The following is a 17,177-nucleotide window of genomic DNA, read 5'->3' as shown; positions in this document are numbered from 1 at the left end:
CACGCATGGGCTGCGGCGGTGGCCGGTTTCGCGCTCGACGCGGAACTCACCCATCTGACCGTCGACAATCCCATGAGGCAAGGGTTCTTCTCCTTCTCCTCTCTTCACGGACGGGGCAACCACGGGCTGAGTGGGCTCTTCCCGTACGACCTGACCGGCTACCACGACGGCGCACTCGTCCCGCTCGGCACCGCGCTGGGCCTGGTGCGGGCGATGGTCCTGCGCGAAGGCACCTGGTGCCGACTGCTCGGCGACGGCGGGTTCTTCGTGCACGTGGGGACCGAGCACGACGTGTACGTCGGGGCCACGGCCGACCCCGGGCAAGCCGTATCCCGCGCGCGGGCCTTGGGGCTGCACGTCGACGAGGTGGCGCGCTCCCCGTACGACCCGTCGCTCGACCAGGTCGACGAACAGCGGCCCGCAGACGCCGAGTTCTGGGCCGAGGTGACCCGGCTCGTCGACGCGCACGGCGGGGTGCTGGTGGAGGAGCAGTACATCCGTAACGCGTACACCTGGCACCGCCCGACCACACCGCAGGACGTCGACGCGCTGCGCGGACGGTTGCGGCCTCGTGCCCGGCTGGCCGTCTGGCCGGATCCGACCGAGGACGCCGACGCGGTCCGCGACGCGATCGTCAGGCAGAACCGGCTCCAACTGCTCGTCGAGCAGTACGCGGTCGGGCGGTTCCACCACGAGCGGATCGCCGACCTTCCCACGGGAGCCGCCCTCAAGGCGGAACCCGGACACCGGTACGCACTGGTCCCGTTGGAGCCCGCCGACCGCGACCCGTTGGCCGCCGCCGTGCTGCCCGACGCGGACGGCGTGCTCCGGGCACGCTGGCGCGCCGACCGCACCCGGGCCGACGAACTACGCACCTACCTGGCTTCGTTGCGGGTCGGCGACACCGTCACGGGGGTCGTCTCGACCGGGCTGCACGACATCGCCGTCTACGTCGACCTCGACGACGGCCTCGGCCGCGGCGTCGGATGGCTGCGCGTCCCCGAAATGGCGTGGGGGCAGTTCAATCTGGCAGACGTCGCCCCCGTCGGTCGCGAGATCCGGGCCAGGATCCAGTCCGTCGACTACTCCTTCGAACAGGTCAGCCTGTCCGTCAAGGCCCTGCTGCCCGACCCGTACCACGGATTCGCCGACACGCACCAGGTCGGCGACACGCTGCCGGGGTACGTCACCAAGCTGGTCCCGTTCGGCGCGTTCGTCCGCGTCGCACCGGGAGTCGAAGGCCTGGTCCCGCTGGCGGAACTCGCCGACCACGAGATCGCCGAGCCCGCGGAGGTGGTGTCCGTGGGCGACGGCGTCCGCGTCGTTGTTCTCGACATCGGACTCGACCGACGACGCATCACGCTCTCGCTGAGGCGGGCGACGGACGACTGAGCCCATAGGCGGCAGAGCCGCCCCCTCGTCAGGCCGTCGCCTCGTCCGCCGCGCCGCCGTCCTTGTCGGTGCGGTGGACGTACGTCAGCAGCAGGTCGGTGGTCCGGTTGATGTGGGCGGCGAGCAGCGCCTCGGCGCGGTCCGCGTCGTGGCTCAGGGCCGCGTCCATCAGTTCGCGGTGTTCGCAGGCGACGTCGCGGGTGGCGGCTTCGGTGGCGACGAGCGGGCCGGACCAGCGCCGGTACAGCTCGGCGCGGTCGCGCAGGCTCGCCGCCAGGCCGCGCAGGCGTGGGCTCGGGGACGCGCTGATCAAAGCGTCGTGGAAGGTGGCGTGCGCGGCCGCCCATTCGTCGGTGACGGACATCGCCGCGACGTCGTCGAGGAACGGGGTGCGGGTCAGGCGGTGGTGCGCCCCGACGACGAGGGCCTCGTACTCGACGTCGGCGTGTTCGACGGCTTCGCGGAACGCCGCGCCCTCGATCAGGACGCGGACCTTGGTGAGGTCGACGAGGTCGGCCACGTCGAGCGAGACGACGGAGAAACCCAGCTGCGGGGCGGCGACGACCAGGCCTTGCTCGGTGAGCCGGCTCAGTGCCTCGCGGACCACCGAGAGGCTGACCTCGAAACGGTCGGCGAGGGCACGCGGGCTCAGGCGCGCGCCCGGGGCGTACTCGCCGGCGAGGATCTGTGCGCGCAGCTGCGTCTGGACGGCGACGGTCCGGCTGGGGGCGGCGTCGCCGTCGGCCGCCTTGTCCAGCCTGCGGACGGCCGGGCGGTCCTTGTCCTGTCGTGACGCCACTGCGCGGCCCCCTGGCCCTCGGTTCGGCACGCGGCCGACTTGTCGATTTTCTGGCGGATGATCTGCAATTCTATGCCAGATCGATCTCCCGTGTACGCGGTGCGGGACCGGGCGGCGTCGAGGCCGTGCGGCGCGCGAGGGCGATGAACGCGTCAAGCGCGTCGGGGTCGTCGACGGCGTCGCGGCTGACCACGGAGGCCGGGTCGGCGCCCAGGAGGATGCGCTTGACCGGCACTTCGAGCTTCTTGCCGGTGCGGGTGCGCGGGATCGCGGCGACGGGGACCACCTCGTCGGGGACGTGCCGCGGCGAGGCGTCACGGCGCAGCCGCTCGGTGATCGCGGCGCGCAGCGCGTCGTCGAGCTCGCCGTCGACGACGACGAACAGCGGCATCCAGTACGTCCCGTCCGGGCGGTCGAGGCCGACGACGAGGCTGTCGCGGACCCGCGGGACGGCCTCGACGACCTCGTAGACGTCGGCGCTGCCGAGCCGTACGCCCTGCCGGTTGAGCGTGGCGTCGGAGCGGCCGTGGACCACCACGCTGCCGCGTTCGGTGAGGGTGATCCAGTCGCCGTGCCGCCAGACGCCGTCGTAGGTGTCGAAGTAGGCGTCCCGGTACTTGGCGCCGTCCGGGTCGTTCCAGAAGTACAGCGGCATGGTCGGCATCGGCGCGGTGACCACGAGTTCGCCGACGTCGCCGCGGACCGGCTTTCCCGCGTCGTCGTACGCGTCGAGCGCGACGCCGAGGGCGGGCGCGGAGATCTCGCCGGGCCAGATCGGCAGGTTGGGCGCCCATCCGGCGAGTCCGGTGACGACGTCGGTGCCGCCGGAGACGGACACGAGCGGGACGCGTCCGCCGAACTGCTCGTGGATCCAGTGGTACGAGGCGGCCGGCACCGGGGAGCCGGTCGCGCCGACCAGCCGTAGCTCCGACAGGTCGTGCGCGTCGGCGAGCCGGACGCCGGTGCGCTGGCAGGCCCCCAGGTACGCGGGGCTGGTGCCCAGCACGGTGACGCGGTGCTCGGCGGCCAGTTCCCACAGGCGGTTCGCGTGCGGGCGGCCGGGGTTGCCGTCGTACAGCACCAGCGAGGCGCCGACGAGGAGCGCTTCGACGGTGAAGTTCCACATCATCCAGTTGGTGGTGGTGTACCAGAACAGCCGGTCGTGGGCGGACATGTCGAGGTGCAGGCCGAGCGTCTTGAGGCCGTCCAGCACCACGCCGCCGTGGCCGTGCACGATCGCCTTCGGCACGCCGGTGGTGCCGGAGGAGTACAGCACCCACAGCGGGTGGTCGAACGGGACCGGCTCGGGCCGCAGCGGCCCGGGGGCGGGGTCGCGTGCGGCGTCCCAGTCGAGCACCGGGACGGCGAACTCGCCGGGTTCGAGGCCGAGATGGCGCACGTGCAGCACGGTGCCGACGGTCGGCAGCAGGGCGGCCAGCCGTACCGCCTCGCCCCTGCGGTCGTGGCGGCATCCGCCGAAGTGGTAGCCGTCGGCGCAGACCAGCACGGTGGGTTCGAGCTGGGCGAGGCGGTTCGCGGCGGCGGGCGCGGCGTAGTCGGGGCCGCAGCAGGACCAGATCGCGCCGACGCTCGCCGCGGCGAGGAACGCGACCACGGCGGCGACGCCGTTGGGCAGGTAGCCGGCCACCCGGTCGCCGGGTCGGACGCCGAGGTCGCGCAGCAGTTCCGCGGCGCCGGAGACCTGCTGTTCGAGCTCGCGCCAGGTCAGCCGCGTCTCGGTGCCGTCCTCGGTGACCGCGACGACCGCGGTGGCCGCGTCGTTGTCGGCGGGCCGGCCGGTGAAGACCCGGTCGGCGAAGTTGAGCGTGGCGCCGGGGAACCAGGTCGCGCCGGGCATCGCGGTGGAGGCCAGCGCGGGTGCGGGAGCCGGGACCCGGCCGGCGGCGAAGACGTCCCAGACGTGCGTCCAGAAGTCGCCGGGCCGGTCCACGGACCACTCCCACAGCGCCCGGTAGGTGTCGAGCGGCAGGCCGTAGCGGGCCCCCGCGCTGCGGGCGAACGCCGCGACGGCGCTTGCCTCCGCGGCGGCGGGCGTGGGTTCCCACACGGGTGCCACGTGTCCGATCTCCGGCGATCCGCTCATACCGCTTGCCTCCAGACTGCCCGGGCCTGCTTCGGGGAGCCGCCACGCTATCCACGGCAGAAACGATTGTCGAGGAGCCAGAAATCTTCTCTACAAAAAATCGATTTCATCTTGACCGGTCGCCTCGCCGGGGCACAGGCTGGCCGCACTCGGCCGTCAGGCATCGGACACACGGCCGACACGACCGACCTACCTCGGAGCCCGCATGCGCATCGCCAACGTCGCCGGACGTGCCACGCTTCTGGACGCGGACGGAGGAGGCCTCGACGTCGAGAAGGCCAGCGGCGGCCGGTTCCCGTCCGACCCGCAGGCCCTGTTCGAGTCGTGGGACGCGCTGCGCGACTGGGCGGCCGGCGCCGGCGGCGGGGACTTCGCCGTCGACGAGTCGCAGCTGCGCGCGCCGACCCCGCTGCCGCGCCAGGTCTTCGCGATCGGCCTCAACTACGCCGAGCACGCGGCGGAAGCCCAGCTCGAACGCCCTGAATCCCCACCGGTCTTCACCAAGTTCCCCACTTCCGTCACCGGCCCGCGCTCCCCCGTCGTCCTGCCCTCCGGCAACGTCGACTGGGAGGTCGAACTCGTCGTGGCGATCGGCCGGACGGCGGTCGGGGTCGCCGAATCCGCCGCGTGGGGCCACGTCGCGGGTCTCATGGTCGGCCAGGACCTGTCCGAGCGCGTCGTCCAACTGAGCGGGCCCGCACCGCAGTTCTCGCTCGGCAAGTCGTTCCCCGGCTTCGCGCCCCTGGGCCCCGCACTGGTGACCCCGGACGAGGTCGCCGACCCCGACGACCTGGAACTGGGCTGCGCTGTCGACGGCGAGGTCCTGCAGCACGGCCGCACCCGGGACATGATCTTCGGCGTCGCCGAACTCGTCGCCCGGCTCTCCGCGGTCTGCCCGCTGCTCCCCGGCGACATCATCTTCACCGGCACGCCGTCGGGCGTCGGGATGGCCCGCGACCCGCAGCGTTACCTGCGTCCCGGAACGACGCTGGTCAGCCACATCGCGGGGATCGGCGAACTGCGCAACGACCTCGTGGACGGACCCGGCGCCCGCGCGGGCGGGTGAGCGCACAGGCGACCGACCAGGCAGGCGACCGACCCAGCAGGGCGATCGACCAGGCGAACGACCGACAGGAGAACGGGACATGCCCCTGCACCGCCTGAACCAGATCACCGTCGCCGTCCCGGACGTGGGCACGGCGGGCGCGTACTACGCGGACTTCGGACTCGCCGCCGCGGAAGCCGAATCCGGCTCCGCGGAACGGGTGTTCGCGACCGCCGACGGCGGCGACCAACTGCGCCTGGTGCCCGGGGAGCGCCGTCGGCTCGTGGAGATCCGCATCGGCGCCGACGACCCGGACGACATCGACCGGATCGCCGCACGGCTCGCCCGGCTGGAGATCGCCGCGACACCGGAGCCGGGCGGGATCCGCGCCCACGACCCGGGCACCGGGACCTCGGTGGTCGTCGAGGTGACCGGCCGGACCACCCAGCGGGAGACGCCGGCGCCGCCGTACAACGCGCCCGGGCACGTCACGCGCCCCGACACCCGCGCGCCCGGCGTCCTGCGCGAGGCGCCGGTACGTCCGCGCAAGCTGGGCCACGTGGTCCTCGGCTCCACCGACCAGGAAGGCTCCCAGCGCTTCTTCGCCGACGGCCTCGGCTTCAAGGTCAGCGACACCGTGCCGGGCCTCGCGGCGTTCATGCGCTGCTCGACCGACCACCACAACGTCCTGGTCCAGCAGGCCCCGGCGGCCTTCCTCCACCACACCGCGTGGGAGGTCGACGACGTCGACGAGGTCGGCCGCGGCGCCACCGCCATGCTGGAGGGCCACCCCGAGCGCCACGTGTGGGGCCTGGGACGGCACCACGTGGGCTCGAACTTCTTCTGGTACCTGCGCGACCCGGCCGGCAACTTCTCCGAGTACTACTCCGACCTGGACTGCATCGTCGAGGACGCGCTGTGGAAGCCCGAGACGCTCGAGGGCATGCGCGGCCTGTACAACTGGGGGCCGCCCCCGCCGCCGTCCTTCCTCGCCCCGGAGGACCTGGCCGAGTTCATGACCGACAGCCACGGCGCCGCGTCCTGACCACGGTCGGGCCGTTGTGTGACCGCACCGCCGCGACCGCGCAGCGGCTCGCGGCGTCCGGCCGCTGAGCGCTGAGCCGCTGAGCCGCTGAGCCGCCGTCGGCGTGCGTGCTCGCCGCGCGCTGCTGCCGTTCTTCCCGTCGCGCTTCGCGCCTTCTACACGTCTTTGTTCGTGTCTTCCGCATGCCCTCCTTCGTGTCTTCCGCGCGCCCTTCTTCGCGTCTCCGTCTCCGTCCTCCTTCCCGTCCCGTCCGTCTTCGCGCCGCCTCTCCGGCCGCCGGACCACCGCCCGCAAGGAGCACAGCCATGACCACGACCAGCCCCGAACCCGTCACGAGCGCCGTCTCCGAGGCGGACGGACTCCTCGCCCGTATCCGCGCGTTGCAGCCGATGCTGGCCGCCAACGGCGCCCAGGGCGAGCGGGACCGCCGTGTCGTCGAGGAGAGCATCACCGCCCTGACCGAGGCCGGTGCCTTCAAGGTCGCCCAGCCGCGCCGCTACGGCGGGTACGAGACGTCGCTGCGGACCATGCTCGACGTGTCCGCGGCGGTCGGCGAGGCCGACGGCGGAACCTCGTGGGTGGTCGCCCTCTGCAACGTCTGCGCGTGGATCACCGGCTGCATGAACCAGCGGGCCCAGGACGACGTCTGGGCGGACAACCCGGACGCCAAGGTCTCGGGCGTCCTGACCCCCAGCGCCGAGGCCGTCAAGGTCGACGGCGGGTACCGCGTGACCGGCCGATGGTTCTACAACTCCGGTTCCTGGCACGCCGATTGGGCCGTTCTGGGTATTCCCGTCACCGACGAGGCGGGCGAACTCGTCGACCAGGCCACGGCGCTGATCCCGCGTTCGGACGTGGACCTCGAGGAGACCTGGTTCGTCGCGGGCATGTCCTCGTCCGGCTCGAACTGCCTCGTCGCGGACGACGTGTTCGTGCCCGAGCACCGCGTCATGTCGACGCTCGCGGCGCTGGAGGGCAAGTACGGGACCGAGCACGGCGGCGAGGAGCTGTACCGCTCCGCGCTGGTGCCCGTCCTCGCCCTCGTCCTGGCCGGCCCGCAACTGGGCATGGGGCGCAAGGCCCTGGAACTGGTACGGGACAAGTCCGCCACCAAGGCCATCGCGTACACCTACTTCGCCGCGCAGGCCGACTCGGTGGCCTTCCAGCTCCAACTCGCCAACGCCGCCCTGATGATCGACACCGCGCACCTGCACGCGTACCGGGCCGCCGACGACATCGACCGCGCTGCCCGCGCCGGCACGTACCCCGACGTCCTGGAGCGCACCCGCATGCGCGCCGACACCGCGTGGGCGCTCGACCACATCACCAAGGCGATCGACATCCTGCTGTCCGCGCACGGCGCGGCCAGCTTCGCCGACAGCAACCCGCTGCAGCGCCTGTGGCGGGACTCCGCGGTCGCCGCCCGGCACGCGGTGACCCTGCCCGCCGTCAACTACGAGGTCTACGGCAAGGCCCTGCTGGGCCGCGACGACCAGATCACCCCGATGATCTGACGACCTCCGCCGCAAGGAGCGACCGATGTCCTTCACCCGCCACCGCCTTTCCCTGCTCGACGGACGGATCACCGGCCTGGCCGCACTGCCCGCCGCGCCGACGCCCGACACCGACTCCGACACATGCGGCAAGCCGCTGCTGGTGTTCGTCCACGGAGGCGGCGCCGACGCCACCGCGTTCGACATCCCCGGCCACTCGCAACTCGAACTGGCCGCCCGCAACGGCTTCCCCGCCCTCGCCCTCGACCGCCCCGGCGCCGGCGGCAGCGCCACCCTCGGCTTCCCGCCCACGTCCGACACGGGCCTGATGCGCGCCAACGCCGAATTCCTCCACGACGCGGTCGGCGAACTGTGGGGCCGGCACGGCGCCGAGCGCCCCGGCGTGGTCGTGGTCGGCTGCTCGATCGGCGGCGCGATCGCTCTCCACCTCGCCGCCCTGTGGACCGAACGCGAGGCACCCGCCTGGCCCTTGCTGGGCGTGGCGGTCGCCGACATCGGACAGGTCCCGCCGCCGCGGCTGGTCGGCTTCTGGGACGACGTGGAACCGGCCGAACACGCCGACCCGGCCCTCCTCACGGGCGCGATCGAGATGCCGCCGCTGTGGACCATCCCCCGCTACGTCATGGAAGCCGGAGCCCGCCGCGAGTCGTTCCAGCCCGCTGTCCGCGCGGAGCTCAACGAGGTCGTCGGCGGATGGCTCCGCGACTGGGAGGCGGTCGCCTCCGCGGTCACCGTTCCCGTCCACTACCGCCTCGGTGCCCTGGACACCCTGTGGGTCCCCGACCCCGACCACGTCGCCGCGTTCGCCGCCGCGTTGCGCACCCGCTCGCCGTACGTCGACGCGGCGCTGTTCCCCGGGTCGTCCCACGTCGTCGCCAACAGCGCCGCCGGCTACGAATACCGCCACCAGGTCCTCGGCTTCGCCGAGCGCTGCGCCGCCGCGGCCGCCACCCCCGAACTCCACGCCGCATCGGCCGCGGCAGGCCGCCCGTGACCTCCGCGACCACACAACTCATCGACGTCCACGCCCACTTCGTCACCGCGCGGTACAAGGAGGCCGCTGTCGCCGCGGGGCACATGTTCCCCGACGGCATGCCCGGTTGGCCCGACTGGGACCCCGCCACCCACATCTCGATGATGGACGGGTGCGGCATCGGCCGCTCCGTGCTGTCCGTCTCCTCACCGGGCACGCACTTCGGCGACGACAAGGCCGCACGCGCACTGGCCCGCGAGGTCAACGAGTACGGCACCGCGGTCGCCCGCGAGCACCCGACCCGGTTCGGCCACCTGGCCTCTCTGCCGCTGCCGGACGTCGAGGGGTCGATCGCCGAAGCCCGGTACGCCCTCGACGTGTTGCGCAGCGACGGTGTCGCGGTCGAGACCAACGCCGACGGACGCTACCTCGGCGACCCCGGGTTCGAGCCCTTGTGGCGCGAACTCGACGAGCGCGGTGCGGTGGTGTTCGTCCACCCCACCTCGCCCGCCTGCCACGAGGCGGTGAGCGGGGGCCGCCCGCGCCCGATGCTCGAGTTCATCTTCGACTCCACGCGCGCCGCCGGCGACCTGGCCCTGTCCGGCGTGCTCGTCCGGCACCCGCGGATCCGCTGGATCTTCACGCACGGCGGGGGTGCGCTCCCGCTGCTCGCCGACCGCGTCGACCTGTTCCGCGCGTTCTTCGGCGACGGCGACGGCCCGTCCGTCCCGGAACTGATGAGCCGCCTGTGGTTCGACATGGCGGGAACGCCGTTCCCCAACCAGATCCCGGCCCTGGTGCGCGCATTCGGCCGTGACCGGATCCTCTACGGCAGCGACTACTGCTGGACCCCAGCCCCGATCGCCGCCGCGCACGCGGCCACCCTCACCACCGCCGACCAGCCCCCGGGCGACACTTGGCACACCCTGACGACCCGCAACGCCCACGCGCTGTTCCCCCGCTTCGCGTGACCGCGCGCGCACCGACCGGCGTCAGGAACCGACACGTTTGACCGCGGCCTCCCAGGCGCCCACCTCTACGTGGACGCCGACGAGGTCGCCGACCCCTACCACGCGGCCCGGAGCCGGCTGCACGCTCCGGACCGACGGCACATCACTCCGTACGCAGGGACGACGTGAGGCGACAGAAGTACGTTTGGTCAAGGGTGAGTTCGCATGCGGGCGCCCGCCTCGCGCCTCCGCGCGCTCTGTCGGGGGGCCCGCAGCACGCCCGAAGCTGATCGCCACGCTGCCGCTCCCCACGGAGGTGCCCGTCGTGCGCCGTCCCACTGCCGCTGCCCGTCCCCTCGCCGCCCGCCTGCCTGCGCAACGACAGACCGTCAACTCCACCTTCCTACTAGCGGATTCGCATCGTGCCTCGCTCGGCCGTCCCGGTTCGGCCGGTCGGGAGGTGCGGTCATGACGCAGGACGAGGCGGTCACGGCGACGCCCGCTTCCGACGGTCCTGAGTCCGGCGGCGACAACGCCGGGACGCGGTGGCGTCTTCCTCGACAGCGCAGGCGGGTTCCGCGTGTGCCCGGTCGGAGTGCGCGGGCGTTGTTCGGCGGGTGGCTGGAGTACGAGGGCGGGTACGGGCGGCACGTCAAAGCCTGGCAGGCCCTGACGCTGCGCCAGATGGCCCGTACGTTGCCGCAGTCGCTGCGGAAGGCCGTCGCGCTCGCCTGGTCGGCGGATCCGCGTGCGGCGCTGACGGTGCTGGCCGCGGAGATCGCGCAGGGTGTGATGGGCGCGGTCGGGCTGCTGGCCACGAACTCGGCGCTCGTGCAGCTGTTCGCGGCGGGGCCCACGCCGGACCGGGTGCGGGCGTCGTTTCCGGCGCTGCTCTCGATCGTCGCGGCGGCGGCGCTGGGTCAGGTGTGCGCCGGGGTGTCCACGGTCGCCACGGGCCGGCTGGAGCCCAAGGTGGAGCGGGCCGCGGACGAGGAACTCCTCACCTGTGCCTCGCGGGTCGAGCTGGCGACGTTGGAGGACCCGGAGTTCGTCGGCCTGTTGGAGGCGGCCCGGGCGGGCTGCGACTCCGCGCGGCAGATGCTGGGTTCGGCGGTCGGCATCATCGGCGCGGTCATCTCGCTCATCGCCGCGGGTAGCGTGCTGGCGGTGCTGCACCCGGTGCTGCTGCCGATGCTGGGGCTGATCGTGGTCCCGCACGCGTACGGGACGCTGGCGACCTCGCGCCGCACGTACGCGTCACGCCGGACCTGGCTGGACCACGAGCGGATGCTCGACCAGCTCTCCTACCTGCTCACCTCGCAGAGCACCGGACACGAACTCCGCGTGCACGGCGGCGCCGACCACCTGCTGGACCACTTCCGCGGCCTGTCGATGGACGCGGAGGCCGAGCAGGTCCGGCTCGCGCGGGCCACCGCCGCCACGAACATCGTCGCCGCGGCGGCGAGCGGGATCGCCACGGGGCTGACGTATGTCGTGCTGGGGTGGCTGCTGTTGTCCTCGCGGGTGCCGCTGTCCACGGCCGGAACGGCGGTGCTGGCGATCCGCAGCGGCAGCAGCGGGCTGCGCACCGTCGTCCAACAGGCGTCGCGCCTGTTCGCGGACGTCCTGTACTTCGACGACTTCCGCACCGCGTGCGCGACGGCCCGCGAGCACGCCGTCCCCGACACCGGGCTGCCCGTCCCGGAGCCGCCCGCGCTGATCGAACTGTCCGACGTGTCCTTCACCTACCCCGACAAGGACGCCCCCGCGCTCGACGGGGTCTCCCTCGCGATCCCGCAGGGCTCGGTCGTCGCGCTGGTCGGGGAGAACGGCTCCGGCAAGTCGACGCTGGCGAAGATCATCGCTGCGTGCTACGCCCCCAGCGCCGGCACCGTCATGTGGGACGGGGTCGACGTCGCCGCGCTGAACCGCGCCGAACTGCAGGGTCATGTCGCCCTGGTGTCACAGGAGTTCGTGCACTGGCCGTTCACCGCCGGGTACAACATCCGCATGGGCCGCGCGCCGGCCGGTGGCGCCGACGGCGCGGGGGCGCCGATCGAGGCGATGCCCGACTACGACGCGGACCCGGCGTTCTCCGCCGCGGTCGCGTTCGCCGGCGCCGAGGCCCTGCTGCCGAACCTGCCGCGCGGCTGGGACACCCTGGTGTCGCGGAGCTTCGCGGGCGGCGCGCAGTTGTCCGGCGGCGAGTGGCAGCGGACGGCGATCGGGCGTGCCGCGTTCCGCGACGCCGAACTGATGATCTTCGACGAGCCGACCGCCGCGCTGGACCCGGCGGCCGAGATCGCCGCGTACGACAACGTGCGCCGCCTCGCCGACTCCGGCCACACCGTCGTGCTGGTCTCCCACCGCATGGCGTCCACCCGTCGCGCCGACCGCATCGTCGTCCTCGACCACGGCCGCGTGGTGGAGAACGGCACGTGGGACGAGCTCATGGCGCTGCCGAACGGGCGGTACCGGACCATGTTCGGGCTCCAGGCGGCGGAGTTCGCGACCAAGAAGGCCGGCAACGGACACGCCCCGGACGCCGAGCGCGGCGGTGCGTGAAAGGAGAAGACCGGCCTCTCATATTGACTGAAAATTCAGGCAGTCTCTAGTGTGTGCGCACTCGATCCGCTTCGGACGGCCCGTCTGAGCAGTTGAACAGTTGTGAACAGCTGAACAGAGGGCCGTCTTGGCGCACGCTGACATAGGAGGGCCCATGGGGGCTGTCGTCTCAAACGAGCAAGGGTCCGCCCGCCAAGTGGCATCGTCCGGGGGGATCGAGCGGCACTCGATCGACTGGGTCCCCCTGTCGGAACGCCACGGGAAGCCCTCCAGCGTCGGCGCCATCTGGTTCGTCGGCAGCCTCAACCTCACCGGTCTGGCCACCGGTGTCGTGACGCTGTCGATGGGCACGTCGCTGGTCTGGACGGTCGTCGCCACCGTGCTGGGCTCGCTGTTCGGCACGTTCTTCATGGCCTTCCACTCGGCCCAGGGCCCGCAGCTGGGCCTCCCCCAGCTCGTGCAGTCACGGCCGCAGTTCGGCTACGTGGGGGCGGCGCTCACGGTGTGGGTGTTCGCCTTGGTCAACTACGTGTCGTTCAACACCTCGGACGCGCTGCTGTCCGGCCAGGCGATGAACACCCTGACCGGCGTGCCCAACGAGCTCGGCTACCTGATCGCCGCCGCGGCGGCCACCGTGCTCGCGGTGTACGGCTACGCCTGGATCCACCGCGTGAACCAGTGGCTCACCTGGCCGTTCGTCGTGGTCATCGCGGTCATCACCGGCACGGCGCTGTTCAGCGGCGGGCTGCCGGACGGGGTCTGGACGCCCGGACCGTTCGAACCCGCCCCGTTCATGCTGGTGTTCGTGTTCATCGCGGGCTTCCAGCTGGGCTGGGCACCGTACGTCTCGGACTACTCGCGCTACCTCAAGCCGGACGTGCCGGTCCGCAGCACCTTCTGGTGGACGTACCTGCCGAGCGCGATCTCGGGCATCTGGGTGTTCGTGCTCGGCGCCGTGGTCTCGGCCGGCGCGCCCGACGGGACCGACCCGGTGACCGCGCTGCAGCTGTCCGCCGACCGCCTGTTCGACGGTTTCGGGGACGTCGCGGTCTTCGTTCTGCTGGTCGGACTGCTGTCCATCATGGCGATCAACCAGTACGGCGGCAGCCTCACCATGATCTCGATCGTCGACTCGGTGCGGCCGGTCTCACCGACCCGCGTCATCCGCATCGCCACGATCCTGATCATGCTGGTGCTGGTCGGCGCCATATCCACGCTCGTCGGGATAGACGACTTCAACTGGTTCTTCGCCAACGTGGTGGTCATCCTGACCTACCTGTTCATCCCCTGGACGGCGATCAACCTCGTCGACTACTTCTTCGTCCGGCGCGGCCTGTACGTGGTCAAGGAGATCTTCAACCCGGACGGCATCTACGGCCGTTGGGGCTGGCGCGGCAACCTCGCCTACGTCATCGGCCTGGCCTGCATGGCGCCGTTCATGGTGATCAGCGACACCTACCGAGGGTTCGCGGTGAACGCCCTCGACGGCGTCGACTACTCGATCTTCGTGGGCCTGCCCGTGGCCGGCGCCGCCTACCTCCTGTTCGCACGCAGCCTCGACCTGGCCACCGAGCGCCGCATGGTCGAGGAGGAGGGGCTGCTCACCCCGACGCGTCACTGATCACCCGGATTTGGACCCGTGGGCCGGCCGTCGGTCTTGACGGCCGGCCCGCCGGCGTGTCGGTCACAGCGCCCCCTCCACCGCGGCGGTGATGTCGGCCAGGAGTTCGTGGGGCAATTCCTCCAGAGCGGCGGCGTTGGCGGTGATCTGCGCGGGCGAGGTGGCGCCGACGAGGACGGACGGGACCGACGGCTGCGCGGCGAGCCAGGAGAGCGCCAGGCCGGCCATCGTGCGGCCGGTCCTGTCCGCGAGCACGCGGAGGCGCTCGACGGCGGCGAAGTTCGCGTCGGTGGCGACCGAGGCGAAGTAGGGCAGTTCGGCGAGCCGTGATCCGTCGGGGAAGGCGGTGTCCTGGCGGTACTTGCCGGTCAGCAGCCCGGAGGCGAGCGGGAAGTACGGCACAACGCCGACGCCGAAGTGCTCGGCGGCGGGCACGAGTTCGCGTTCGACGTCACGCGAGAGCAGGTTCCACTCGACCTGCACCGCGGCGAATCCGACGGTGCCCGCGGCGCGTGCGGTGTGGGCGGCGTCGGCCAGCTGCCACCCCGTCAGGTTCGAGGCCGCGGCGTAGCGCACCTTGCCTGCCCGGACCAGGTCGTCCAGCGCCCGCAGGGTCTCCTCGACGGGCGTGTCCGGGTCGGGGTAGTGCTGGTAGTAGAGGTCGACGTAGTCCGTCCCGAGGCGGCGGAGGCTCGCCTCGCACGCGCGCACGATGTACCGGCGCGAGGACCCCGCCCCGTACGGCCCCGGCGACATCGACCCGCCGAACTTGGTCGCGATGACGACGTCGTCGCGGCGGGCGCCGAGGACCGCGCCGAGGATCTCCTCGGAGCGCCCCTTGGCGTAGATGTCCGCGGTGTCGAACAGCGTGACGCCCGCCTCCAGGGCGGCGTCCACCACCCCGGCCGCGGCCTCCTGATCGATCTTCATGCCGAAGTTGTTGCACCCGAGCCCGAGGGCCGAGACCTTCAAGCCGGAGGCGCCGACAGAGGAGATGTGCACTGTGCTCCTTTGGTGGTGACTGACACGCCGCAGAGCGGAGACCGGACACCGCGTAATCACTTGCACACGCTTCGGAGGCGGACGGGGCGGTCAGACCGTCATTGCGGGTTTCATCATGGCTATGATAGCCATAATGAAGCTTGATCTGACAAGGAGTCAGATCTGTGGGAACGGCACACCGCCCCGTGCCGCTGCCGATCTCTCCCCGCCGAGGAGCCGGTGATGACTGGTCCCCATGACAACCCCGCGGCGCGGCGCATCACGCACGCCGAGTTGCTCCACCGCCCCGGCGAACGGGAGCTTGCCAAAAGGGTGTTCGAGCTGCTCGGCTGCCGGGTCCTGGATCGCGGCGGGCACTTCTTCACCGCGTTCGTCGACCCCGAGGTCACGGACTACGTGACGAACGTGCTGTACGCGTCGGAAGTCAGCCCCGAGCAGTGGGAGTTCGAGCGGCAGCTCGACCGCGCCGCCACCGGGGAGGGGCCGCTGGCCGAGACCCGGTCGGCCTGGGCCGCCGACATGCGCGCGCATCCGCAGCACTCGTACCACTTCGGCCTGCGCCTGCCGAGCGAGCAGGCCCTCGACGCGGTGCTGGAACGCGTCGAGGCGGCGGGCCGCGACGACCCCGAGCTGGCCGGACGCATCGGGGTCGCCGGAGTGTTCCGGCCCGGCGACCCGGACGCCGCCACGGACACGATGGTCCAGGCCTTCGTCCGCACCGACGTCGTCGCCTGCGGCCTGGTCGCCCTCGGCCAGCACATCGAACTCCAGTGGCACCTGCCGAAGGACGCCTGACACCGGGCCGCCCGACGGCCTCGACACCCCCGCCGTACCACCCCCTCAGAGAAGGACGACACCCATGAGCGAGCAGAAGCGCGCCGTCTACGCGACCGCCGTGTACGACCAGGACGAGATCGACGCGGTCGTCTCCGTGCTGACGGAAGGTCAGAACGGCCTGCGCATAGGCCCGAACGTCGCCGAGATGGAGCGCAGGGTCGCCGACCTGTTCGGCAAGCGCCACGGCGTGATGGTCAGCTCCGGCTCCGCGGCGCTGTTCCTCGCGGTCGAACTGCTCGACCTGCCCGCCGGATCCGAGGTGATCACCTCGCCGCTCACGTTCTCGACCGACCTGTCCAGCCTGCTGCGTGCCGGGCTGGTACCGGTGTTCGTGGACGTCGAACCCGACACGTTCCAGATCGACGTGACGAAGATCGAGGAGATGATCGGCGACCGGACCCGGGCGATCCTCGTCCCCAACCTGGCCGGCAACGCGCCGGACTGGGACGCGATCCGCGAGATCGCCGACCGCCGCGGCCTCAAGGTCATCGAGGACTCCTGCGACGCCGTCGGCGCCACGCTGCGCGGCACCCCGACCGGGACCCGCTCCGACATCTCGGTGACCAGCTTCTCGCTGTCCCACATCATCACCGCGGCCGGCACCGGCGGCATGGTCATGCTCGACGACGACCAACTGCGCGACCGCTGCCTCACGTTGCGCGGCTGGGGCCGCCGCTCCGAGACGCAGCTGTTCGGATCCAAGGCCGGCTCACGGGACTTCTGGACCGACCTCGACGGCATCAGCTACGACAACATGTTCATCTTCGACGAGGCCGGCTGGAACTTCCTTCCCACCGAGCTGTGCGCCGCGTTCGGCGTCCAGCAGGTCAAGAAGCTCCCCCGCAACTACGAGCGCCGCCGGCACAACTTCGCCCGCTTCACCGAGATCCTCGAGCGCCACCCCGGCCACTTCACCCCGCCGCGCCAGACGGACGGGCTCACCACGGCGTGGCTGTCGTACTGCTTCCTCATCAAGCCGGACGCCGGCTTCGGCCGCAGCGACCTCCAGCAGTACCTCGAAGCCCGGGGCATCGACACCCGCGTCGTCTGGACCGGCAACGCCGCCCGCCAACCGTTCATGAAGAACGCCGGCTTCCGCCAGCCCGACGCCGGACTGCCCAACGCCGACCACGTCATGCGCTACGGCATGCTCATCTCCTGCAACCACGGCCTCACCGACGAGACCATCGACCACGTCGGCGAGCAGATCGACGCCTTCATCGCTCAGCAGGCCTGACCGACGCCGTGGGTGGGGTGGCCTGCGTACGGCGCCACCCCACCGACGGCGTCATATGCGGGAACGACGCCCGTGTCGCCCCCTGGGTCGTGG

12 protein-coding genes and 1 pseudogene are annotated in these 17,177 nt (G+C 71.8%); 10 read left to right on the top strand and 3 right to left on the bottom strand.

The window, feature by feature from the left end:
• Positions 1 to 18 precede the first annotated feature (18 nt).
• Complete coding sequence (locus QI554_RS01200) at positions 19 to 1,392, top strand: S1 RNA-binding domain-containing protein (RefSeq protein ID WP_281464789.1); 1,374 nt, start codon at positions 19 to 21, stop codon at positions 1,390 to 1,392.
• 28 nt (positions 1,393 to 1,420) lie between these two features.
• On the opposite strand, the gene QI554_RS01195 is transcribed toward QI554_RS01200, so the two are convergent.
• On the bottom strand, positions 1,421 to 2,191 hold the full coding sequence (locus QI554_RS01195) for a GntR family transcriptional regulator (protein WP_281464787.1): 771 nt from the start codon (positions 2,189 to 2,191) through the stop codon (positions 1,421 to 1,423).
• A 70-nt stretch (positions 2,192 to 2,261) separates the two neighbouring features.
• Positions 2,262 to 4,295, bottom strand: coding sequence for an acetoacetate--CoA ligase (locus QI554_RS01190; RefSeq protein WP_281464785.1), 2,034 nt, complete (start codon positions 4,293 to 4,295; stop codon positions 2,262 to 2,264).
• Between the two features lie 205 nt (positions 4,296 to 4,500).
• On the opposite strand from QI554_RS01190, the gene QI554_RS01185 reads away from it, so the two are divergent.
• From QI554_RS01185 to QI554_RS01155, 7 genes are all read left to right on the top strand, one after another.
• Positions 4,501 to 5,361, top strand: coding sequence for a fumarylacetoacetate hydrolase family protein (locus QI554_RS01185; RefSeq protein ID WP_281464783.1), 861 nt, complete (start codon positions 4,501 to 4,503; stop codon positions 5,359 to 5,361).
• Between the two features lie 79 nt (positions 5,362 to 5,440).
• Positions 5,441 to 6,385 (top strand): VOC family protein, encoded by a 945-nt coding sequence (locus QI554_RS01180; RefSeq protein WP_281464781.1) that lies wholly within the window; start codon positions 5,441 to 5,443, stop codon positions 6,383 to 6,385.
• 305 nt (positions 6,386 to 6,690) lie between these two features.
• Positions 6,691 to 7,899, top strand: a complete 1,209-nt coding sequence (locus tag QI554_RS01175) for an acyl-CoA dehydrogenase family protein (RefSeq protein WP_281464779.1) — start codon at positions 6,691 to 6,693, stop codon at positions 7,897 to 7,899.
• A gap of 25 nt (positions 7,900 to 7,924) precedes the next feature.
• Entirely contained in the window at positions 7,925 to 8,893 is a 969-nt protein-coding gene (locus QI554_RS01170; RefSeq protein WP_281464777.1) for an alpha/beta hydrolase, read from the top strand.
• Positions 8,890 to 9,843: an amidohydrolase family protein gene (locus QI554_RS01165; RefSeq protein WP_281464775.1), complete on the top strand. Its 954-nt coding sequence runs from the start codon at positions 8,890 to 8,892 to the stop codon at positions 9,841 to 9,843. Before QI554_RS01170 ends, QI554_RS01165 begins: the two co-directional genes overlap by 4 nt.
• Positions 9,844 to 10,290: 447 nt before the next feature.
• Positions 10,291 to 12,387 (top strand): ABC transporter ATP-binding protein, encoded by a 2,097-nt coding sequence (locus QI554_RS01160; RefSeq protein WP_281464773.1) that lies wholly within the window; start codon positions 10,291 to 10,293, stop codon positions 12,385 to 12,387.
• 196 nt (positions 12,388 to 12,583) lie between these two features.
• The gene (locus tag QI554_RS01155; protein WP_281464771.1) at positions 12,584 to 14,008 is read left to right on the top strand and encodes a purine-cytosine permease family protein; all 1,425 of its coding nucleotides are present in this window, start codon (positions 12,584 to 12,586) and stop codon (positions 14,006 to 14,008) included.
• Positions 14,009 to 14,071: 63 nt separating this feature from the next.
• Here QI554_RS01155 and QI554_RS01150 read toward each other — a convergent pair whose 3' ends face one another.
• Positions 14,072 to 15,010, bottom strand: a complete 939-nt coding sequence (locus QI554_RS01150; RefSeq protein WP_281464769.1) for an aldo/keto reductase — start codon at positions 15,008 to 15,010, stop codon at positions 14,072 to 14,074.
• A gap of 222 nt (positions 15,011 to 15,232) precedes the next feature.
• Here QI554_RS01150 and QI554_RS01145 point away from each other — a divergent pair, with 222 nt between their 5' ends.
• On the top strand, positions 15,233 to 15,805 hold the full coding sequence (locus QI554_RS01145; protein WP_281464766.1) for a hypothetical protein: 573 nt from the start codon (positions 15,233 to 15,235) through the stop codon (positions 15,803 to 15,805).
• 37 nt (positions 15,806 to 15,842) lie between these two features.
• A pseudogene (locus QI554_RS01140) lies at positions 15,843 to 17,084 on the top strand (DegT/DnrJ/EryC1/StrS family aminotransferase); the annotation flags it as partial.
• Positions 17,085 to 17,177 lie beyond the last annotated feature (93 nt).

Source organism: Yinghuangia seranimata, assembly GCF_029953285.1.
Lineage (GTDB): Bacteria > Actinomycetota > Actinomycetes > Streptomycetales > Streptomycetaceae > Yinghuangia > Yinghuangia seranimata.
The sequence above is the reverse complement of the archived record's forward strand: the minus strand, read 5'-3'. Positions and strand labels throughout refer to the sequence as shown.